The sequence below is a fragment of the Phytoamicus setariae genome (assembly GCF_016722925.1).
Classification (GTDB): domain Bacteria; phylum Pseudomonadota; class Alphaproteobacteria; order Rhizobiales; family Rhizobiaceae; genus Rhizobium_E; species Rhizobium_E setariae.
The window spans coordinates 84,895-107,145 of sequence record NZ_JAEQNC010000014.1 but is presented as its reverse complement, the minus strand read 5'-3'; the positions used below and the strand labels follow the sequence as shown (position 1 = coordinate 107,145).

At 59.4% G+C, this 22,251-nt stretch carries 18 protein-coding genes and 1 pseudogene; 3 read left to right on the top strand and 16 right to left on the bottom strand.

The window, feature by feature from the left end:
- The first annotated feature begins 374 nt into the window (after nt 1-374).
- Complete coding sequence (locus JJB09_RS21540; protein WP_201663144.1) at nt 375-2,606, top strand: SLC26A/SulP transporter family protein; 2,232 nt, start codon at nt 375-377, stop codon at nt 2,604-2,606.
- Between the two features lie 2 nt (nt 2,607-2,608).
- Here JJB09_RS21540 and JJB09_RS21535 read toward each other — a convergent pair whose 3' ends face one another.
- The 5 genes from JJB09_RS21535 to JJB09_RS21515 are packed head-to-tail and all read right to left on the bottom strand — an operon-like array spanning nt 2,609 to nt 10,664.
- Nucleotides 2,609-4,456, bottom strand: coding sequence for a GMC family oxidoreductase (locus JJB09_RS21535; RefSeq protein WP_201663143.1), 1,848 nt, complete (start codon nt 4,454-4,456; stop codon nt 2,609-2,611).
- Nucleotides 4,457-4,460: 4 nt separating this feature from the next.
- A complete protein-coding gene (locus JJB09_RS21530) occupies nt 4,461-4,943 on the bottom strand; it encodes a hypothetical protein (protein ID WP_201663142.1) in 483 nt (160 codons plus the stop codon).
- An 8-nt stretch (nt 4,944-4,951) separates the two neighbouring features.
- The gene (locus JJB09_RS21525; protein ID WP_201663141.1) at nt 4,952-6,208 is read right to left on the bottom strand and encodes a hypothetical protein; all 1,257 of its coding nucleotides are present in this window, start codon (nt 6,206-6,208) and stop codon (nt 4,952-4,954) included.
- 7 nt (nt 6,209-6,215) lie between these two features.
- Nucleotides 6,216-7,187 carry a hypothetical protein gene (locus JJB09_RS21520; RefSeq protein ID WP_201663140.1) on the bottom strand — a complete coding sequence of 324 codons (972 nt, stop codon included), beginning with the start codon at nt 7,185-7,187 and terminating at the stop codon, nt 6,216-6,218.
- Between the two features lie 57 nt (nt 7,188-7,244).
- The gene (locus JJB09_RS21515) at nt 7,245-10,664 is read right to left on the bottom strand and encodes an AAA family ATPase (protein WP_281431858.1); all 3,420 of its coding nucleotides are present in this window, start codon (nt 10,662-10,664) and stop codon (nt 7,245-7,247) included.
- 716 nt (nt 10,665-11,380) lie between these two features.
- Here JJB09_RS21515 and JJB09_RS21510 point away from each other — a divergent pair.
- Nucleotides 11,381-12,748 carry an adenylate/guanylate cyclase domain-containing protein gene (locus JJB09_RS21510; protein ID WP_201663138.1) on the top strand — a complete coding sequence of 456 codons (1,368 nt, stop codon included), beginning with the start codon at nt 11,381-11,383 and terminating at the stop codon, nt 12,746-12,748.
- 124 nt (nt 12,749-12,872) lie between these two features.
- On the opposite strand, the gene JJB09_RS21505 is transcribed toward JJB09_RS21510, so the two are convergent.
- The 10 genes and pseudogenes from JJB09_RS21505 to JJB09_RS21475 form a co-directional block, all read right to left on the bottom strand.
- Nucleotides 12,873-13,901, bottom strand: a complete 1,029-nt coding sequence (locus JJB09_RS21505) for a DUF2778 domain-containing protein (RefSeq protein ID WP_201663137.1) — start codon at nt 13,899-13,901, stop codon at nt 12,873-12,875.
- A 591-nt stretch (nt 13,902-14,492) separates the two neighbouring features.
- Nucleotides 14,493-14,862, bottom strand: a pseudogene (locus JJB09_RS26765) (site-specific integrase); the annotation flags it as partial.
- A 30-nt stretch (nt 14,863-14,892) separates the two neighbouring features.
- The gene (locus JJB09_RS27185; protein WP_425523760.1) at nt 14,893-15,036 is read right to left on the bottom strand and encodes an IS3 family transposase; all 144 of its coding nucleotides are present in this window, start codon (nt 15,034-15,036) and stop codon (nt 14,893-14,895) included.
- A gap of 31 nt (nt 15,037-15,067) precedes the next feature.
- Nucleotides 15,068-15,541, bottom strand: coding sequence for an IS3 family transposase (locus JJB09_RS27180; protein WP_425523759.1), 474 nt, complete (start codon nt 15,539-15,541; stop codon nt 15,068-15,070).
- 18 nt (nt 15,542-15,559) lie between these two features.
- Complete coding sequence (locus JJB09_RS27175) at nt 15,560-15,751, bottom strand: hypothetical protein (protein WP_425523758.1); 192 nt, start codon at nt 15,749-15,751, stop codon at nt 15,560-15,562.
- On the bottom strand, nt 15,748-16,017 hold the full coding sequence (locus tag JJB09_RS27170) for a transposase (RefSeq protein WP_425523757.1): 270 nt from the start codon (nt 16,015-16,017) through the stop codon (nt 15,748-15,750). Before JJB09_RS27170 ends, JJB09_RS27175 begins: the two co-directional genes overlap by 4 nt.
- A gap of 45 nt (nt 16,018-16,062) precedes the next feature.
- Entirely contained in the window at nt 16,063-16,296 is a 234-nt protein-coding gene (locus tag JJB09_RS21490; protein ID WP_201663135.1) for a hypothetical protein, read from the bottom strand.
- A gap of 106 nt (nt 16,297-16,402) precedes the next feature.
- The gene (locus tag JJB09_RS21485) at nt 16,403-17,671 is read right to left on the bottom strand and encodes a glycerate kinase type-2 family protein (protein WP_201663134.1); all 1,269 of its coding nucleotides are present in this window, start codon (nt 17,669-17,671) and stop codon (nt 16,403-16,405) included.
- A gap of 70 nt (nt 17,672-17,741) precedes the next feature.
- Nucleotides 17,742-19,097 (bottom strand): guanine deaminase, encoded by a 1,356-nt coding sequence (guaD, locus tag JJB09_RS21480; RefSeq protein WP_201663133.1) that lies wholly within the window; start codon nt 19,095-19,097, stop codon nt 17,742-17,744.
- The gene (locus tag JJB09_RS21475) at nt 19,094-20,329 is read right to left on the bottom strand and encodes a urate hydroxylase PuuD (RefSeq protein ID WP_201663198.1); all 1,236 of its coding nucleotides are present in this window, start codon (nt 20,327-20,329) and stop codon (nt 19,094-19,096) included. The genes guaD and JJB09_RS21475 overlap by 4 nt, the downstream gene beginning before the upstream one ends.
- Nucleotides 20,330-20,465: 136 nt before the next feature.
- Here JJB09_RS21475 and JJB09_RS21470 point away from each other — a divergent pair, with 136 nt between their 5' ends.
- Nucleotides 20,466-21,380 (top strand): LysR family transcriptional regulator, encoded by a 915-nt coding sequence (locus JJB09_RS21470; protein WP_201663132.1) that lies wholly within the window; start codon nt 20,466-20,468, stop codon nt 21,378-21,380.
- Nucleotides 21,381-21,382: 2 nt separating this feature from the next.
- Here JJB09_RS21470 and xdhC read toward each other — a convergent pair whose 3' ends face one another.
- Entirely contained in the window at nt 21,383-22,249 is an 867-nt protein-coding gene (gene xdhC / locus JJB09_RS21465; protein WP_201663131.1) for a xanthine dehydrogenase accessory protein XdhC, read from the bottom strand.
- Nucleotides 22,250-22,251: the final 2 nt, after the last annotated feature.

Below are 22,251 nucleotides of genomic sequence, written 5' to 3'. Positions count from 1 at the left end.
GGCATTTTCCGCAAGCCGATAGTCCTTGATATCATCGGCCTACTGGCATTTGCGCTCGCCCGCGAAAATCCCTAGACGTTCACGATCTTCACTACCGTGTCCGCTAGCAGAGCAGATCGAGCTGTGAAAACGTGACTACGATCAAAAGCCGATGGTCGCCAACGCGCCAAGAAGGGACCGCCCTCCGGTGAGCATTGATGACAAAACTCCATCGGAGGCCGGCTGACAACTTGTTAGTCGATCTGGACTCCAGTCCGCATCTACTCCAAGGTTACTTGACTACCATAGCGCGAGGTCGCCGATAACAATAAGCTGCTTTTTGATTGCCGAAATGACTTTTTGCATCGTCGCATAAGGCTCAGGGGGAACGCAGTATGGAGGACAGCATTGGCGACATCGCACCGGCACTCGACGCGCGGCCGTTTGCAAGAGCGCAAGCGACCAGTCTGATGCGGCAATTGCCGCGCCTGATCCCTTTATCCGTGGTCATTGGCCTCGATGGCATCGGCTTCGCCATCGCGCTTGCAACATTGTTGTTTGCCGGAGAGCTGTCGCAAGGCCTCGGCATGGCGGTCACGGGCGCGCTGGGCTGCACGATACTCTTGTCATTCCTCGTCGGGTGGCGCAGCCAGCTCAAGATCAATATGGCCTGCGCCCAGGATGTCGGTGCGGCAATCCTCGCTGCGTCTCTCGTTGGCGCGGTATCCACCGTCTCGCCGGATTCAAAGTTGGCAACGGCCTTTGCCATTGTCGCCACTGCAACGCTCGCAACAGGAATCATTATTTTCGCCACCGGCTTCTTCCGAGCCGGGCGCCTCGTACGCTTCTTTCCGCTTGAAGTGCTGGCGGGTTTCATGGCCGCGACAGGATGTCTGCTGCTTATGGGCGGGATCGCCATGGTCTGCCATGTTGAGCCAAGCCTGCACGGCGTCCTGTCGGTCAAGCCGTCTCAAATGCTGAACATGATGCCGGCCGTGCTGCTGGCGGGACTGATCTACCTTGCCATGGCCCATTTGAGAAAACCCTTCGTCGTGCTGGCCAATCTCGTCGGGGCAGCGTTCCTCTTCCATGGCTGGCTTTGGATGGCCGGTATGACCACGGCGGATGCAGCGGCCCTTGGCCTGCTTCCCTCGGTCCCTGCGTCACAATCCCTGCAGCTCCCCTTTCCCGACCTGCTGCCACTGGTCGATTGGCCGGCCGTCGTCGCGGCTGCGCCAGTGATAGGCACCGCTGCACTGCTCAGTCTCTTTGCCGCCATGATGAACATCTCTGCGCTGGAACTGGCAACCGGCAAGGAGCTAGACGTCAACCGCGAACTCAGGCTGACAGGGGCAGTCAATGCCCTGGTCAGCGGCATGGGCGCGCCGCCAGGCTATCCTGATCTTGCGACCACGCAACTTCTGAACAAGAGCGGCGTCACGGCCCGCGGCGCCGGGTTTCTCGTAGCGCTGGTGGGGTTGCTGGGCCTGGTCTTTGCCCCACAGGTCGTCAGCCTTGTACCCTTTTTCCTGTCAGCCGGCCTCGTACTCTACTACGGATTCGACCTCGTGCATGACTGGCTCGTCGCCACGCGAAAGACCTTCAGCTTGCGGGAGTGGAGCGTCGTTGTCGCCATTGTCGCGATATCGCTTTTCTACAGCTTCCTGGTCGCGATCCTCGCCGGCTTCCTCATCGCGACCGTGCTGTTCGCCTACAGCTATTCCCATGCGCCAGTGATCAGGAACGTCACCTCGCTCGCCCGGCTACCGAGCACGACGGAACGGGCGCCGGGGGAAATGACGAAGCTGGCCAACCAGGGCAAAGCCGTGCATGTGATCCAGCTGCAGGGCTTCCTGTTTTTCGGCACCTCGGAACAGGTCGTCGACAAAGTGCGCCACGCCGTCGCGGCCGATGCCGCGATGCCGCTTCGCTCAGTTATCATCGATTTCTCGCGCGCCACCGACCTCGACAGCGCCTCGGCAAACGCCTTCAAGCGGATCCAGAACCTGGCCGAGGCAAGCGGCTTCGCATTGACGTTCTGCGCGCTTAACCCGAAGATCACGGAGGCTCTGCTCCGCTCGGGACTCGACATGGGCCTGGGCGGGCGCATTCCCGTCTACGACAATCTCGACCTCGCCCTCGAGAAGGCTGAAGAAGACATTCTGCAATCGGTCGGCCACGGCATGAACGGAAAGTCTCTCGCAGGCCACTTCGCCAAGTCGCCGGAACATGAAAGGCAACTCGATCAGCTGTTCGCCGCAATGGCACGCGAGGTGTATGCGCCCGGCGATATAATCATCAAGGCCGGGGCAGAAGCGAAAGATATCTTCTTCCTGGAAACGGGTCGCGCGGTTATCTTCCGCTCCGCACAGGATACTAGCCGCAAGCGGCTACGCACCATGACCGCTGGCGCCGTACTCGGGGAGCTGGCCTATAGCCTCGGTATGCTGCGGACAGCGGATGTTGAGGCTGAGACGGAGGTCGTCCTGCTCCGCATGTCGTCAGAGCAGGCCGAGCGTTTGGCTCGGGAGAACCAGCCACTTGCGATCCTCTTCAACCAGCTGGTCAGCCGGGCGCTGGCCGAAAAAGTGCTCATTGCCAACCGGATGACCGAGCATGTGACGTAGCGCTAGAGCTGCTTCAGCAGTTCGCGACTCGCGCGATAGGTTAGGGCCGCGATCGTCAATGTCGGATTGCCCGTGGCAATCGTCGGGAAAACGCCGCTGCCGAGCAGGAAGAGATTGCTGTGATCGTGGCTCTGTAGGCGGTCGTTCACGACGGATTCATCCGGATTGCTGCCCATTCGGTAGGTGCCGGCAATATGGCCCGCACCGTAGACATTGTAGGGCGTGCCCGATGAATCGACCGCCGTGGGATATCCGTTGCCGTCATGAGCGTAGTCGCGCAGCCGGGTGTAGTTGGTGATACCGCATTTTTCAAAGATCACGCTGGTGGCTTTCGCCGCACTGGCAAGTCCGGCAAAGGTGTAGTCATCCAGGTTATAGGTAATCTCGGGCCGTGGAATGCCGAGGCCATCGTTTTCAGTTCCCGAAAGCGCAATCTTGTTCTTATGGCAGGGTAGCTGTTCCACCAGATAGCAGAAGCGCACCATGCGCGTGAGCCTGTCATTGAGTTCTTTCACCAGCGCATCGCCACAAAGGGTCGCGCCGTCGGGATTTGTGCCTGAGTTGTTCGTCCCGTCGATGAAGTCGTTGGTGATGGTGTTGGGATCGCCATCGGCCCAGCCCCACCCTTCATTGCCGACATCGACGCGGAACGCCGCGAAGTCTTTCCTGAAAGGTCCATCGCGGAGCGTCTCGATGCCGCCGGACGAGCGCGGCCCGCGATTGGGATAGACGGGCTCTGGGCTCAATCCCCAGCCGAGGTAGACGATGTGGTCCATGAGGTTATGCCCGACCTGACCGCTCTTGTTGGCGACGCCTTTGGGCGTGGTGTCGGACTTGGAGTTCAGCAGCAGGCGCGGCGTTTCGATGGCATGGGCGGCAATTACGAAAGCCGTCGCTGTAAGTGTCTCACATTTATGGGTTCCGCCGGCTGTGCTGTCGTAGCGAACCACATCGACGGACGTGACCTTATGGGTCTCAGCATCGACATTGACTTTCTTCACGACGCTTTGGGCCTGAACGATCACATAATTCGTATTTATCGCCTTTTGCAGCGTGATGGTGGCGTCGTATTTGGCCTGGATCGGGCACATCGGGATGCACGACGTGTTCCCGGCGCAGGCACGGCGCCCGTCATGGAAGATGGAATTGCGTGCCTGTGGCGTGTTGGTCATGCGGGGCATCTGGTTGTTGAGCCACGACAGCTTCAATCCCGCCATCCATGCGTCGAGTTGCACGTCCGAATAGGTCGGCGCGATGCGCGGCATGGGATAGCTGTAGCCGGGCGGAAACGCGATACCGAGTTTTTCCTGTTCATCTACACTGGCCGAAACACCGATCTCGTGTTCGGCCCTGCCATAGTCCTCGACGAGGTCGTCGTAGCCGATTGGCCAATCGATGCCGCGTCCGTACATGGAGTTCATCCGGAAGTCGTTGGGAAGCAGGCGCAGACAGGTGCCCAGCCAATGCCACGTCGTGCCGCCGACCACCCTTTCATAGGTGCTGAGGAAGGGAATTTCCGAGGCTGGCGACACCGTCAGATGGCTCGTTGCATTGAATTTGTCGATCTGGCCTTTTCGGTCCGGGTTCTTGTAACCCGGCCACTTGAATAGCATGTGGCTGTTGGCGCGCGGCGCATTTTGCTGTGCCGGATCGTCCTCATAGGGCGGATAGGGGCATTCCGGCAGCTTGATGACGGACCGAAGGAACTGGTCCTGAAAATCCTTGCGCGAGTTCGGATCAGCCGGCCCGGCATCGAGCACCAGCACGCGCTTGTTTTGCTTGCCCAGCTCCAGGGCCATGATGGCTCCCGAAATGCCTGCGCCGACAATGATCACATCATAGTCTGCCATAGTGCTATCCGATCAGGTCCTTGAGAGATGGCGGTGGATTGGCCCAGTAGCCATAGGCGAGCTGGCTGGCGCCGACGGGATGCGCCTGGGCTATCAGCCAGACGAGGCCTTCCGAATAGGACGCGGCCGTGGGGATTGTCCCGTCGTCACCGGGTTTGTTGGGATCGTACCAGACGCCGAGCAGCACGAACTTCATGAGATTTCTAGTCATGGCGGAAAAGGGCCATGCCGGGTCCGGCGACGAGCCATCAAGTTCCTTGTAGAACAGCATTTTGGCAACTTTTTCAGGTGGCAGCTTCTGGCGTCCCGCCGCAAAGACACCAAGCAGGGCATCCGTGGCGCCGGCCCCGGCAATGCCGTCGGCCGCATGCGTATAGTTTTCCAGATATTGGGCAGCGGCCTCTGCTTGGCCTGCGACCCGGGCGGAGACGCCCGTCAGAGCGGAAACCAGATCGATGAATGTTTGCAGGCGGGTGCTGGAATCCATGGCCGTCCTCACGGTGAGCTCACGCGGGCAAGAATGAAGGAAAAGTCACTGAGCCGCTGGTCGGACATCGTGGCCTGATAGTGGCAACCAGCGCAATTCGAGGACACGATCGGGACCTGTCCCTGCAAATAGGTTTCCATGGTCGTGTTGGCGAGAAAGCGCGGTATGGGAACGCCGGATGGCGCGCTTTTGCTCGTCACGTCGCTCGGAAATTGCGTGCCGACCAGACGGTAGTTGGCAAAGACTGAGTTGGGATTGACCGCAGCCAGGGCCTGCGAATAGGCGTCGTTCTGCAATTTGGCACTAGGGGTGAAATCATCAAGCCGTGCGACCTGCACTGGTGTTTTTACGCCGGAGTTCGGATTCCACGCGCCCACGGGCACGACATTGCACAGGCCGGCGGATTCGCAATCCTTGCCATTATTGAAGTTGTAGTGCGCCGGCACCATGTTGCCCACCAACGGCGCATTGTCGATATGCTCGAAGGTCGACCAGATCCATTGCGGCGCGTTCGTCGTCTTGTGGCTGATGTGCAGCCCCACCAGTCCCACCTGCTCGAGCTTGCAACTGGGTGTCGGTCCTGGATCGTAGATATATGCCAGCGCCGTGTGGAAACGTTTCGGGTCGTCGCCGGGACCCAGGATCTTCCATGCGACTTTAAGCATGATCGCGCCGGGCGCACCGCCCTTCTGGCCGGACGGAAAGGCCACGACGCCACCAGGATTGTAGGCTGCCTGCCCGGCCTTCGAATAGAGCTTGTTGGTAAGGATGAAGTCGTACATGGCTTCGTTCACCAGAATCTCGAAGCGCACATATTCGCCGTTCTGGTCGATCAGCGGGCCATTGCCCGGCGTCAGGAAATCACCCAGCTCTCCGCCCTTGGTGTAGTGGGTGAGAATGCGGGTACCAGCCGGCGCCTTCTGGGTGCAATACGGCGGGATGGTTGGCGGAGCGGTCCACGGCTTGGGAACCTGCCCGTCTGGCACCAGAACGTCCGCGTCCTGCTTCCAGAATTGCCAGACCGCGACGTTGTCACCGTTCGCACCGATTTTTTCGTTACCGTTTGCGGGCCAGTTCACCGCCACAAAACTTTGCCAGGAGAAGTTATCGATGTCGGAGGCGTTTGCGCCCGGCGCCACATCGCCCGGAATCGTCGCGCTGAGTGACGGCAGTGACCCCGCCGCCGTCACTCCGTCATTCCCCCCGTACCCGACGAGCCACGCCGCGGCGGCGGCGAAAACGATCGCCGTTGCCCCTGATGTCATCTTCCGCCTAGAGGTCGACATAGTAGGGCGAGCTCTCGGCAATCACCGGCTGCGACTGGAACACCTGTGCGGCGACAGGGCTCGGGGCCGAGCCAAGCAAGCCTCTCATCAGGCGGCCGAGCGGGTGTGTGCTGTTGCCGATCGTGAGCTGCGCAGCGGTTGGCGGATTCGTGCTGAAATCAAACCCGACGAAGCTGCCGAACATGTTTCGTCGCGAACCTACCGGTCGTCCGGACGTCGTATCGGGATACGTGCTGTAGTTGACGATTTCGGACGCGTTGCATGGGAAGGACGGCGAGGTCGAGCAATCCAGATTGAGCGAGAACATGAAGGGAGCGCAGGTGAAGTTTTTAGAATTGAACTCGAACCCTTCATCGACCGTGCCGGGAACCGTGAATAGCCATGCTGTCTGGCCTACCTGACCTCCTGCAGGCGTGTTGTTCGGCGTCGGGACATTGTAGAGAAACGGGTGTGTCATCACTTTGGTCTCGCCAAAGTTTTTCTTGCCCCAGTAAACCGCGATGCGGTCGTCGCAAGGCACGGCCATCCGATAACTGCCGAGCGTCTTGGTGTGATCGTTGCCAGCAATGAAGTCGGCAACGCTGAGCCCGAACGGAACCTGGGCCTGGCGCGCCTGCGGGTAGCACACGATGCTGAACTCGCATTCGTTGCTGGCCTCTACGCCAAGGCTCGGAGGTGATGAGGCGCTTGGATTTAAAGGATCTTCGGGCTTCTTCAAGATGTCAATGTAGGCCTGCGGGTCGTTCTCGCCCGAATGGCCGGCGTAAGTCATGAAGTTGATGTTCACGAGGCCCTTGCCGCCTCCGAAGTCAAAGGCGCGGAAGCTGGTGGTCTGGCTTGCCAGCGCGGAGTTCAGCTTGTTGACATCGACTACATAGTAGACCCAAAGACCCGCAAACGAACCGTACCAGAACGGCGGATTGAAGGGGGGCATGACATTGGCTGCTGCAGGGCTCATGCTGCTCTCCTGGGTAACGGTAAGACCGAAAATCGCTTCCTTACATTGATGGCCGCGTCATGTTGCGTCCTCGTCTTCGAACAGTGAACGGCCCTGCTCCGCCCGGGCCAGAGCAGCGCGAGCGGCATCGAGATCGGCAAAACTGCCGGCTCCGGCGAACGGAGCGATACGCTGCGTCAGCGCTTCCGAAGCCGCGCTGCGATCGCCGCGACGCTCAAGCAGGCGCGCGAGATCGAGGGCAGTCCTCAGCGCAAGCGACTTGGCGCCGAGAGCGTCGGCCTGTGCCAGCGCCGTTCTGAATGACGATTCGGCTTGGACAGCACCCCCAACCAAGTCTTCGCCAAGCGCCAGTCGCCCGCGCAGGCGATGAATTTCGGGGAGCCAGAACATCTCGTCGCGCTCGTGCGCAAAGTGTTCGGCCGCATCGAGCAGCGACTGCGCATCGGTACCGCTCGAGTGTTCGGCAAGAAGACACTGGAAGTAACTCAGGCCAAGCTCCGAACCCGTTGATTGCCAGGTCGCAAGGCCCGCCCGCATGCGGCGGCGCGTTTCAGCTTCATCGGATCCGGTCTCCGCCGAGGCAAGGAGTATTTCTGCCCAGCCGGTCCAGAAGGTAAAGCCGTACCGGTCCGACAGGGCGAGGGCCTCGCTGGCGAGCTCCTTCACGCGTTCGGAGTTGCCGCAGAACTGGTAAGTCCATTGAGCAAAACACAATGCCAGCGCCAGCGTGAAAGGGTGGTTGACTTCTCGAGCCAGGCTGATGGCCAGATCACTCTCCTGACAGGCTTCTTCCGGCCTGCCTGCAATCCACATGACAAGCCCCGAATAGGCGTGGTTCACGACCCACGGATCGACGACGTCGTAGGCGAGAATTGCCTTGCGCAGGTCGCTCGCCGGCTCGATGCGGGCCGTCTGCCCGAGATGATCAAGAGCGTCGCCAAACCGGCCCGTGTAAAAACGCGTCGCACCGGCGGCGCGGTTACACGTAACGGTCTCTGCCAGGTCGCCGCTGTCAGATGCCATGCGGACAAGCTGCTCACTGAGGTTGAGGGCATTTTCATAGTCGGCGCGCAGCAGGTAAAAGCGCCAGAAGCCGTAGATGACGGCAAAGCTCTGTGTGTTCTCAGCCAGTCTTGAACACGTCTCCATCGCCCGCCGGTAGACGGTCTCGACTTCGGGCGCTGCATAGCCCTTTGTAAGTGTATAGGGGATGGCCTGGGTGATGAGGATATCGAGCTCGGCTCGGTCCCGGGCTTCCGACGGTGGCAGCAACGTGATGAGCTCCAGTGCCGCCTTGAGTTCGCCAATAGCCTCGAGATTGCCGGACGACGCCAGTGCCAGATTGGCCGCCTTCTGCCGGTAGGCGATGGCCTGCTCGTAGACCTGCGCTTCGGTGAAGTGATGTGCCATCAATTCGGGCCGCGCCTGGACAATATCCTGACGTTGGGTTTCCAGGAAATTCGCTATCTGGAGATGGATCTGGCGCTTCCTCGAATTCAGCAGGCTTTCGCGAGCCGCCTCCTGAACCAGCGCGTGCTTGAAGGTATAAGTGGACTGAGGCGGCTCCCCCTCCTCGAAAAGGATTTCCGACTTACTCAGCTTCGCCAGCGCTTCGTCTAGCTTGTCGGAATTCTTGCCAACGACTGCCGACAGTATCTCGTAGTCACATTCGCGGCCGATGCAGGCGGCAACCTGCGCGATTTCTCGCGCTTCGGGATGACGGTCCAGCCGCGCCATCAGGGTGTCACGCAGACTAAACGGCACGGAAGAAGCTGCTGTCGGATTCTCCAGTTCGAGGAGGCCGCCGATCTCGGTAGTCTGACCCGACTCTATCACCGCTTTCGTCAGCTCTTCGACAAACAGCGGAATGCCGTCGCTGCGTTCGGCGATACGCTGCGCGATTACATCTGGCAACGGATGCCCTCTGCTGACCCGCTCGATGACGGCTTTCACCTGGTCGTCTTGCAATCGCTGCAACGGGATAGAGGTAAAGTTTACCCACCCCGACCATGGAGGATGAAAATCAAGCCGTCCATTTATGACCACCATAACCGGCAAAGCACGTGAACTGGCAATCAACTGGTCGATAAACTCCAGTGTCGTGGGGTCGATCCAATGTGCATCTTCAAACACGATAAGCACTGGCGACCGGCGCGTGCGGGCCGAAATCAGGGCCGTGAGAGCCGCGAAGGTGCGCGCCTTGCGGATCATCGGGGTTACGCCCTCGGGCTCCGGAAACTTCTCGGTCGGCAAGCTAAGGAGCCGTGCGAGATAGGCCATGCATTCTGACGGCTCGCCCCCTTCACCGACAACCAGTTTTTCCAGCCTGGCAAGGCTTGATGACGGCTCCTCGCCTATCGAAATGCCCGCTGTGGCGCGAAGCTCCTGGATGATGGGGTGGAGGGCGGCGCTCATTTGAAAGGGCGAGCAGAAATACCGCGTTACAAAAGCGCCAGTCTCGGCGATCGCCTGCACCAGAGCACCCGTAAGATGCGACTTGCCAATGCCAGCTTCGCCTGTGACCAGAACGGCCTGGCCGGAGGCGCGTTGCGCCTGCTTCCAGCGCAACATGACCTGCTGAAACTCGCCTTCTCGACCGAGGAGCGTCGGCGCGCGCGTAGGAGATGGGACCGTCGGAGGCCCGGACTGGCCATCCGGTTCCGTAACCTGAAATACATTTATCCGTCCCACGCCCTTCAGCTCGCGCTCGCCGATCTCAGTAACACGGAAATGGGAGCCCAGAAGCGAACGCGTGGACTCCGCAATCATCACCGATCCTGGCTCCGCCAACTGCTGCAGCCGAGCCGCGATGTTGACCACATCACCGACCGCGGTGAAATCCTCGGTCTCCGGGTTTGACTCGCTTGCGCCAATGACGGCAAGGCCCGTGGCAATGCCGATCCGCACTGAAAGTTGGCTCGCGTGTTCCGGCTTGTATCCTGCCACGGCGCCTGCCGCATTCAGAGCGGCAGTTGCAGCGCGTATCGCTGAATTCTCATGTGCTGTGGGCCAGCCAAAATAGGCCAGCACTCCATCGCCGAGATACTGCGCGACGTAGCCATCAAGAGTTGTGATACTTGCGGCGACAATTCCACGGTAGGTTCGGATGATTTCTCGCGACTCCTCGGGATCGAGCGACGCAATGAGACGGGATGATCCAACAAGGTCGCAAAAGACGACAGTGATCTGTCGTCGTTCCGCTGCGAACGGCTGGTCCGCCGCCGCTGGTGCAATGGCCCCCGGGTCTGGTGCCTTGGTCGGGCTGACCCCGATAGCCTTCAGGATGCGTTTTCGATCGCCTAGCGACAGCCCCATTTCCACGAGATCTTCAGCAGACAGATCGTTGATCACATCGATGTCGATGGCGTTCTCCCTGAAAATGGGAGCGAGATGCGACAACTGATACTGCGCGAGCCAAGCCTCCAGAGAGGCATGCAAGCAATGTCGCAATTTCTCTTGGCCGTCACCGCTTGTCATACCCCATTCAACACCACCATGGCGCGAAAATCAATCAAAAAGCTACATCAACGAGCGAATTGAACTTCGGATTGGAACTGGAGAATATCCCGTGCCTGCGCCGAAATGTTCTCAGGAAGATACTCACTTGATTATCAGGCAAGGCGACGACACAGCTTGTCACAGGAGAAGAGCGAGGCGGCAGGAGTCAGCTTAGAGAAGCACAGGCCAACGTGAGTGACGCGGCTCAGAGATGCCGCATGCTTCACAGGAGTGATTGCTTTGGGCCAACAGCCGCCGCATCACGGCAGCTTGGCGCTGTACGCGGACGTCCACGCGCCCGCGATAGACGACCGACTTGGGGCCGCAAGCGGACTGGCAGCTTCTGGATTCAAAACCAGAAGGAGCAGATATTGCACATACATCCTCGGTGCGCCGCAACACAATCAAGCTCTTTGTAGGAGGACGCGACGCCTCTCGGCACGCCAGGTCATATGCCATCGTTCGCTCAGGCTGCGTCACCGCGGGGCTTCCGAAGCATTTCGCCGGAGGACCTTGCCGAAACCATGGGGCCTAGATATGATGCTGTTAGCGATGAGGATCGGCAAGCAGCGCGCTGTCGAAAGCCATATCTGCCAAGCCTATCCGGGTCGATTCCAGGTGCGGGCGAGACCTTTGCGGCGCTGTCACAGGGCCCAAGATCTACCCCCGGACCAATCAGTGGAGCCGCTCAGGTCATGCCGACTCTTCGTTCTCTGCCAGACAACATAGCAATCGATTGCGCCACCGGCGAGTCGATCCTTGAGGCTGCGCGGCGCGCGCATCTCCCTATCACTCATGCGTGCGGCGGCAAGGCAAAATGCTCCACTTGCCGTATTTGGATCCTGAATGGCGTCGAAGCTTGTCCAGCACAGGGCGAACTAGAGCGCGATCTAACCGGCCGACTGCGTCTGACCGAAGAGATCCGCCTGGCCTGCCAGCTACGCCCAACCGGCGATGTCGTTTTCCGTCGCCTCGTGCTCGACGAGACGGATCTCCTGATCGCAAACCAATTGCAGCGGGGCGCAGCCACAAAGTCCGGCGAGCTGAAATCCGTTGTTCTCTTTTTCTCCGACGTCGCTGGTTTCACCCATTTCTCGGAGACGCTGACACCTTATGACGTTATGTATCTCCTTAACCGGTATTTCGCGCAGGTTGGCGAACTGATCGAACGGAACAACGGCTATATCGACAAGTTCGTCGGTGATGGACTGATGGCGATATTTGGCGTCGACGGCCAGCTCGATGCGCCGATCCGCGCGGTCAACGCAGCACTGCAGACGCTTGCCGCTGTCGACCGGATGAAGCCCTTCTTTGCGTCGATGTACGGGATAGAGTTCGACATCCGTATCGGCTTGCATTTGGGTGACGCGGTCATCGGCTCGATCGGCTCACCCGGTCACGAGCGCCTTACTGCGATTGGCGACACCGTTAATGTCGCAAGCCGCGTTGAGGCGGCCAACAAGGAAGCCGGCACTCGGCTCCTCGTCTCCGAGGCGCTATACAATCGCGTCAAAGACGATGTCGAGATGACCGATTTCGTCCGTGTGCGGCTCCCCGGCACCTCAGATCGCATTACGCTTTATGAAATCGCGAACCTCCGCCCCGAGGCAGAACGTGCGTTGAACGCTGTCTCCGCACGCGACACAGTACACCACGGCGGCAAAACTTGGCACAAGGCCATACCTATTGATTCTCTTGTCGAGGGTGAGCCGAAGGTGCTGGGTTTCCCAAGCCTTTATGCGGTGGTCGTGAGGAAAGGCGAACAGATCTTCGCTTTCAACAATGCCTGCCCGCATCTGAAGTTACCATTTTTCGAGGCCGCGGTCGCTGGCCCGACTCCGCCTGCCAGCCGCATTGGTGACGAAGGGACCATCAAATGCCGCTGGCATGAGAGCTGCTTCGATCTGACGTCCGGTGAAATCGTCGGCTGGTGTGAGGCGCTCAATGATGACGGAGTGTCCCCACAGATGCCAATGCTAGGGGACATCTCGAAAAACCGCGCGCCGCTTCAGCTCATCCCCTGGCGCGAGGAGGCGGGCCATATTTGGCTCGCGCTTAGCTGAAGGTGAGTTCTCATCACTCGAAAATCACCAAACCATCGAAGCCAAGGGGAAAAGCCTACCGCTATGGCCGAATAGGAGGCGCAGAGCTGCTTTCGCGAGAGTAAAGGCCGTGCTTAGAGACCGATCAGGCGCCAGCCTTGCGATAGAGCGCGGCGAGTTGCGTACGTGATGACGGTAGCTCTGGCACCACGACCAACATTGTAATCTGACCGCGTTTGAAGGCTCTGAGGAATGGTTGATAGTTCTGGAAGGCAACACAGCCGTGCGAGCCCTTCTGCCCGCGCAGCAAATTGGTATGCGTCAGGAGTCCGGTTCGGTTCTTCGGGTCGCGCCCGTCGATTGACGTCATACGAATTGCCTCCACGCCGTAAAAACGCTTCTCGCGCATCGACAGGCGATAGATACCGGCGGGCGTCGGGCCTCTCATTGTAACGTGCTCGTAGCGCGGATTGTCGCGCATTCCGCCTATGCCGGAATGGGCGCGCAGCTTGGTTCCATCGGGCAGGTAGACGGTCGCGTTGGAAACGTCATAGATCGCGACTTTCGTGACCTTTGCCGGCCAGGCGGTGTCGCTGGCCTTGCTCTTGAACAGATCGCCGAACAGCGAGCGCTCGGGTTTTGCATAGGCGACGTCTTCCTTGTCGTCCTTGTTGTCGAGGTTTCTGCGCGCGACAGGTTTTTCGTCGGCTGGCTTTTGCTCAATAACGACCGTCTCAATCAATGGTCTGGCTTCAGGCAGCGGAATCTGTCTGGGAAGAGCCACGTCTTCTTCTGTTTCGGGCTTCGCCAGCACAAGGCCGAAGGGCTGGAGGTCGTGGGCAGGAACATCTTCCACGAGTGCAGTTACCAAAGTTGGCTTGCCGCTGATCTTCTCCTCTTGTTCCACCGAACTTTTAGCAAGCGCAAAGGCCGCCACGATCTTTGCTTTCTCGGCTTTCTTGTTTTCTTCCGCAAAGGCGAGTTGGGCAGCAACGCTGCGATGGTACGCCATCCGGATTGCCGCGACAGTCAGCTGCTTCCGCCGGATCTCGCTTTCGGAGGGTTTCGAAAGGCGTGAAAATTTAGCGACTTTCAGCCTGCGCTCGCGGCGGTGGTCGTCAGCCACCACCACCTTGAGATGGAGAGGAGTGGCGAGGCTCATGTTTTCGGACAATGTGCGAGCCGCCTCGTGCATTACACTGAGCGTGGAAGCGATGCCCCAAGCGGATCCAGCGATAACGCTGCAGGAAAGCAAGGCGCTGACAGCGATACTGAGGGAACGACCTCGGCGGGATTTCGACGCGGAATGCGCGGACCTATTCTGAGACGCCATGACTAAAGTTACCCGATACTCGTTACGCGACGCGGCCGTGAAAACACTGTCCGCAGGTCGTTACGCTGCCAACGGAGTGCGGAGCGATGACTCCCGCAACTGCGCCGAACGGGCAAAGCATGAAGAAATATGGTCAACAAATCTTAAACGGTGCCTCGATCTCTGGAAGGAATGTGGCGGGTGGTGGTCCCCAGCGCCCGGCAGCGCGTCCCTCTCACGAGAATGCGGCACTGGTGTGTCTGCAATAGTCCCAAGAACTGGAGATGATGGAAATGCGGCAGTGGCCTTGTTACGCGGCAACTGAAGTTGCGCTGGCAATGTCGTCGGTTCAAACCGCGTGGGGCACGATGATCCGCGTCCCCTGGCAAGTAAATTCCAATTCAGCAGCTGGGTGCGGGGCTGCACTCGCTCAAATCTCTGTACCGCTGGTTCCAGCGCGTCCTCGATGTCCACACCAAGGTACCTGACTGTGTTTTCGCCCGAGCAGGATCTGGATTGCAGAAGATTGCCCGTCACTTTGTAGATCATCGCGGCCTTCGTGCGTCGAAGCAAGTGTGTGCCGTAGTCCTCGCGTCTTAGCCCATGCAGTCACCCACTCATCGACCAATCGGGCATACTGGCGAGTGCTGAGATGATCGGCATGATCGACTCGACTGGGAAAGGCGTAGTCGTCAATTGTTCCGCCTCTCCGTTCAAGCCATGCAAGCAGGCTTGCCCTGACTTCGGTCGTGATCTCGAACTGTACCGGACGACCGGTCTTTTGCTGGACGACCATGGCGCGGGTTCGAATTTCCTGACCTGAATAGCCCCGAGTTTCGTAGACACCCTCAGGTTACGTTTTCTGCCGCTTTTCGAACTCGACGGGCGACAGCATTCCGTTTCTGACATGCTTGCGTTTCGGATTGTAGAACATCTCGATGTAGTCGAACACATCCTGCCTGGCTTCGTCCCTTTGGGGGTAGACCTTTCGGCGTATCCGCTCTCGCTTCAGCAGATTGAAGAAGCTTTCAGCAACTGCATTGTCGTGGCAGTTCCCGTCGGCTCATCGAATGAACCAGATTGTGGTGCTTCAGGAACGCTGCCCAGTCCATGCTGGTGAATTGTGAGCCTTGATCGGAATGGACCAGAACCTGTTCCTTTGGCTTTCGCCGCCAGACAGCCATCAGCAACGCCTGCAGCACGACATCGGTGGTCTGACGGCTCCGCAGCGACCAGCCGATGACACGGCGGGAATAGAGGTCGATGACGACGGCCAGATAGGCGAAGCCTTCACCGGTTCGGATGTAGGTGATGTCTGTGAACCAGGCTTTGTCCGGAGCCTCGACGTCAAATTGCCGATCCAGCGTGTTGTCGATGACAACGGAAGGCCTGCCGCCATAAATTCCAGGACGACGCTTGTAACCGATCTGAGCCCTTATCCCGGCAATCCGCGTCAGGCGGGCAACCCGGTTGGGGCAGCATGTCTCACCATGGTCGAGCAAGTCGTCGTGAAGCTTGCGTTAGCCGTAGACCTTGCCACTTTCCTCCCAGGCTTTCCGAAGCAGATCAATTTGTCGCTTGTCTTCGCAAGCCCGCTTGCTCAACGGCGTCTGGAGCCAGGCATAGAATCCGCTGGGGTGGATGCGCAACAACCGGCACATCGCCCGCACCGAAAACTGCTGTCGATGCTCGGCGACAAACGCGTACTTCACTTTGCATCCCTGGCGAAATACGCGGTGGCTTTTTTCAATATGCCGCGTTCCTCGGTGACACGCGCCAGCTCTTTCTTGAGCCGCCTGATCTCCTCGGCCTGGTCGTTGCCTTGGTCGCCGGGCGTCGAAGAAAACTTCTTCTTCCACTCGTAGAGAGAATGCTGGCTCACACCCAGCGCTGCGAAACCTCCGAAACCGGATAGCCCCGCTCGGTGATCTGACGCCGCGTCACGCTTAAACTCTTCGCTGAAATTCGATTTGCTCATGATGCTCTTCTTGCCTCAAATTTAGGAAAGAAGGGGTCTACAATTCTAGGGGCTATTCACTCCGGCGACATTCCCTTCCGCAAGGCGTATATCCAGGCGATCGTCGATGAAGTTGAAGTCGGCGACAAACAGATCAGGATTATCGGGGCTGCCATTCACCACGCAGTCACAGGCAGCAAGATTTTTGGCCGGGTGTTCGCAGTTTTGAACGGAAATGGCGCACCCGACACCCGCCATCTTGCGCGTAAATTCAAAACAAACATTTGATTTTAAATACATATTTATTCTCGTAGAAACATGAAACCATAGCAAATTCCGTAGCAAAATACCGCGCAAACGTCGCTGAGTAGGCGCTCATACCACCGGCATCCGTTTATCGACTCTTTCATTGAATGAGGATCGCCCGGAAGTCGTTGACATTGGTTCCGGTCGGGCCTGGCTTGAAAATATCGCCGATTGCCGCGAAGGCAGACCAGCTGTCATTGCTGTCGAGAAAGGCCGCTGTATCGAGATTATGCGCGACAAGGCGGGCGACGGTCGTCTCGTCGGCGAACACGCCGGCATTGTCTTCGGAGCCATCGATGCCATCGGTATCGGCGGCAAGTGCCGACACGCCTTCGATGCCGTCGATGCCCAGCGCGAGCGACAGCAGAAACTCGCTGTTGCGCCCGCCCTTGCCCTTGCCTTTGATCGTCACGGTCGTTTCGCCGCCGGAGAGAATGACGACCGGCTTGCGGAAAGGCCTGTTTTTCGCCGCGACTTCGCGGGCGATCGCGGCATGCACGCGCCCGACTTCGCGCGCCTCGCCTTCAATGGCATCCGATAGAATGACGGCTTCGATGCCCGCCGCGCGCGCGCTGGCCGCCGCCGCTTCGAGCGAGACGGCCGCCGACGCGACCAGATGCACGGTATTGCGCGAAAACCGTGGGTCGGTCGGCAAAGGTGCACCTGAAGCGTCGCTGCGGATGAACTCCATCACCTTGTCGGAAAGAGGCAGCCGGTAACGCGCGATAACTTTCAGCGCATCCTCGCGCGTGCTGTTGTCGGCGATGGTCGGCCCTGACGCGACAAGCGCCGGATCGTCGCCGGGAATATCGGAGACGACCAGCGAGACGACTTTTGCAGGATAAGCGGCCTCCGCTAACCGCCCGCCCTTGATCAGCGAGACATGCTTGCGCACAGCATTCATTGCGCTGATCGGCGCGCCTGAATCGAGCAATGCCCTGTTGACAGCGATTTCGTCTTCCAGCGTCAGGGTACCGGCCGGCATCGGCATGAGCGCCGAGCCGCCGCCGCAGATCAACGCGACGACAAGATCGTCCTCGTTGAGCCCGGCAACTTCATCCAGCAAACGCCTCGAAGCCAGGAGCCCGTTGTTGTCGGGCAGCGGATGGGATGCTTCCAGGACCGTGATGCGCTCGCAATCCACGGCATAGCCGTAGCGCGTCACCACGGTCCCAGAAAGCGGTCCGTCCCACAGCCGTTCGAAGACCTGCGCCATCTGGGCGGCCCCCTTGCCGGCACCGATCACGACCGTATGGCCTCGGGGTTTTTCAGGCAGGCTGGCCGCCAGAACTTTGGCTGGATCGGCGGCAGAGACCGCCGTGTAAAACAGCGTTTCAAGAAACGCTTTCGGATTCGCAATTGCCTGCATGTCTCAATCCTTCCGTCATTAGAAAATAGGCGGATCCCCCTCCCAGATGGGATAAGGACAAGCGACGGCGTCAGGCCGTTTCCCGCTGAATTCCGACGATGGAACCGTCAGCCGCTGCCACTGTACCGATCCTTCCCTTCATCGGCGTGCCCGCGACATAGACCTCGGCAACGCAGCGGTCATCACCCATGGTTTGCAGGATGAACAACTCCTCGGCCAGGGATTTCGCCGTTCGCATCCGAAGCTCCATCGCCGATTTGCCGTTGCTGTCGAGAACGACGATATCGGCATCGGCACCGGCATGCAGTGAACCGATGCGATCCTCCAGATCGAGCGCACGCGCATTGCCCAGCGTCATCCGGTAAAAACTGTTGAGTGGCGACAGCCGCTGGCCCTGCAGATGCAGCACCTTGTAGGCCTCATCCATCGTCTCCAGCATCGAAAAACTTGTGCCGGCACCGACATCGGTGGCCACCGACCAGCGCGCGCCGAGCCGATCAAAACGATCGCGGTCAAACAGTCCTGAACCGAGAAAGAGGTTGGATGTCGGGCAGAAGACACCGACGGAGCCGGTTTCGGCCAGAACGGAGATCTCCCGGTCGCTCAGATAGATGCAATGTCCCAGCAGCGTCTTGCGGCCCAGCAGGTCATAGCGGGCGTAGATGTCGGTGTAATCCTTGGCGTCCGGATAGAGCGATGTCGCGAAGGCGATCTCGTCCTTGTTTTCGGAAAGATGGGTCTGGACGTAGCAATCGGGATGCTCGCGCACGAGCGCTCGGCTCATATCCATCTGCTCCGGTGTCGAGGTGATGGCAAAGCGCGGGCTGATGGCATAAAGCGCCCTGCCCCTGCCATGCCATTTGTCGATCAGCCGCTTCGTCTCGTCATAACCCTGCAGAGGCGTGTCCCGCAGCGCTTCCGGCGCATTGCGATCCATCATCACCTTGCCACCAACCATCAGCATGCCGCGCTGTTCGGCGGCGGTGAAATAGGCATCGACGCTTTGGGTGTGAACGGAGCAATAGGCGACAGCCGTCGTCGTACCGTTCGACAGCAACTCGTCCATGAACCGCCCTGCTATGAAGGCAGCATGCTCCGGCCCTGCTAATTTCTGCTCCTCGACGAAGATATAGGTGTTCAACCATTCGAGCAGTTGCGCGCCGTAAGAGGCGATCGCCTGTGTCTGCGGGTAGTGCAGATGCGTGTCGATCAGGCCCGGGAGTACGAGGTGCGGCCGATGGTCGGCGATCTTCACGTCTGCGGCCAGGTGTTTGCGGACATCGGAATAGTCACCGATCGCTGCGACCTTGCCGGTCCGGACAAAAACGGCGCCATCCTCGAAATAGCGATAGGAGGCGGTGTCATCGATGCCTTGCGGCTCGTCAACGAAAGTGAGCACACGCCCGCGGATCAACAACTCGTTCATTCAGGGTTTCCTCCCTTTACGGCCGCTTCATACCAGGCGACCAGCAACTGGCGCTCCTCGGCCGAAATGGCGGTGACATTGGCTGGCGGCATGGCATGCGAGCGCCCCGCCTGCAGATAGATTTCCCGGGCGTGCGCGGCGATCTCGGCGTCGCTCTCCAGCATCACGCCCTTGGGCGCGACCACGATGCCTTCCCAACCCGGTTCCCTGGCATGACACATGGAACATCGTCCGAGCACCGTGTCGCGCACCTTGGGAAATGCTTGCGCGGTGATGAAACGATGCTGTGCCTCCGTTACCCGTTCCGGTTCTCCGGTCAGTGCCTTGGGCACGGTCGACAGCCACATGATGACGATGAACAGCAGCACGGTGGCCAGCCAGGTCCATGTCGGGTTGCCGGCATTGGCATGGCGTGTGTTGAAATAGTGCCGGATGGTAACGCCCATCAGGAAGACTAGCGACGCGATGATCCAGTTGAACTCGGTTCCGAATGCGAGCGGATAATGGTTGGACAGCATCAGGAACAACACGGGCAGCGTCAGGTAGTTGTTATGCGTCGAGCGCTGCTTGGCGATCCGGCCGTATTTGGGGTCCGGCGTGCGGCCGGCGATGAGGTCGGCCACCACGATCTTCTGGTTCGGGATGATGATGAAGAAGACGTTGGCCGACATGATCGTCGCGGTGAAAGCGCCAAGATGCACGAACGCTGCGCGACCGGTGAATAGCTGCGTGTACCCCCAGGCCATGCCGACCAGGATGAAATAGAGCAGCACCATCAGTCGCGTGTTGTCGCGCCCCAATGGCGACTTGCAGATCAGGTCATAGATGATCCAGCCGAAGCCGATGGAAGCCAGCGAGATGGCAATCGCCATCGGCTTGGAGACATCGAGCACGGCCGGGTCGATCAGATAAAGGTCGGCACCGGCATAATAGACCAGACAGAGCATGCCGAAGCCGGAAAGCCAGGTGACGTAGGATTCCCATTTGAACCAGATGAGGTGCTCGGGCATGTTGGCCGGCGCCACCAGATATTTCTGGATGTGATAGAAACCGCCGCCATGCACCTGCCATTCCTCACCATACGCTCCAGCAGGCAAATCCGGTCGCTTGCGCAAACCAAGGTCAAGCGCGACGAAATAGAATGACGAGCCGATCCAGGCGACGGCTGTGATGACGTGGAGCCAACGGACGGCGAAAGTCAGCCAGTCCCAGGCAATGGCGTAATCATACATGTTGGCTCCCCCTGTTCGGGAGACTTCTGCCATCAGGCGATCTTCTCCGAAATGCCGGTTAATCCTCAACACTTTCAAAAAAATCTATAAGATCGATCCAGCTGTGGTTCGCTTTGCGGTGTGGTAAGAGAATTTCATGTCCTATCTCGATAATGTGCGCGTCTTCGTCCGGGTCGTCGAACTCGGCACACTTTCCTCGGCCGGCCGCGACCAGCGGGTCACACCTGCCGTTGCCAGCAATCGCATCAAGGAGCTGGAGCGGCATCTCGGGGTACGCCTGTTCAACCGCACCACGCGCAAGCTTTCGCCCACCGAGCATGGGCATGTCTTCTATCAGGGTGCTGTCAAGATCATCGAGGCGGTGGACGAGGCCGAAAGCGCCATCGCCGATCTCTCGCACAATCCCAAGGGATCGCTGCGGATCACCGCGCCGCTCGGCATCGGACGGCGGCTGGTCGCGTCGGGCATCCCGGAATTTCACGACAGGTATCCCGATATCGAGGTGCGCCTACGCCTCTCCGACCACAATGTCGATATTCTCAGCGAAGGCGTCGATGTAGCCTTCAAGCTCGGCGTTCTGGAGGATTCCAACCTGCGCATGCGCGGTATCCTGAACTGCCAGCGGGTCGTCTGCGCAGGCCCCGCCTATCTAGAGAAGCGCGGTATTCCACAAACGCCCGATGCGTTGATCGACGACAAGCACGATTGTCTGCTGTTGCGCTATCCCGGTTCCAAGGAATATTACTGGAACCTGCAGACGCCGGAGGGAACCCGCAAGTTCGAGATCGGCGGCCCCTATGATTCCGACGATGGCGACGTACTGACCCAATGGGCGCTCGAGGGACGCGGCATCATCAACAAGCCACTTTTCGAAGTGAAGAGCTATCTGAACGACGGCACGCTGGTGGAAATATTGGAGGATACGCCGCCGACAAGCGTGCAGCTTGCGGCCATCTATCCGCACAAGCGCTTTCAGGATCCCAAAGTCCGCTTGATGATCGACTTCATGGCCGAGCGCTGCCAGCGGATGATCGGCAAGATGCTGGAATAACCCTAGCTCGTTCTCATTTCCTTCAAACTTCGGCTGCGGACGCCATCAACCCGCGATGGTTTGTAGCCCAGCGCTGCTGCCGTGATTTCGGCAGCCGCCAAAACGGCGATCACTGCCGGGCGCTTGTCCTTCACTTCAGCGCCGCCAATCGGACAGGTCAGCCGGTCGAAACGCTCGGGATTGCCGACCTCACGCGAAAGCCAGTTCCTGAACGTCGCACGCTTGGTTCTCGAGCCGATCATGCCGACATATGCGGCATCCATCCGGCCCAGTGCTTCCGCCGCGATCAGAAAATCGAGCGCGTGGTCATGGGTGAGGATGACGAAGGAACTGCCCTTCGGTGCGGTACGCACCACTGCTTCCGGCATCGCCGTCAGACAGGTTTCGATGCCAGGAACGTTTGAGGTCGAAAGTTCTTCTTCCCGCGTGTCCACGAGGATGATCCGCAGAGGGACCAGCGACAGGGCCATGGCAAGCGCATTGCCGACATGACCCGCGCCGAACACATAGACATGCGGACGCGCGGCCAATTCCCTGTCGCTGCGCACGATGAGACGTGTCGCCAGTTCGGGGTTCATTGCGACAAATGACAGACCGACGCGACCGCCGCAACATTGGCCGATTTCAGGTCCCAGCGGGACGCTCATCGCGTCAGCCGGTCGCGCTTGCCTGAGCGCGCGTCGAGCCTGATCGATGGCCATATATTCGAGCTGGCCACCCCCGATCGTACCGAAGATACCATCTGCTGCCACCAGCATCCAGGCATCGGTGTCGCGCGGGGTGGAACCGGCAGCATCCGTCACCTCGACCAGCATGCATTGCTGGTTTCGGCGCAGGAAGCTCCTGATATCCTCTCGCAGCCCCGCCATCG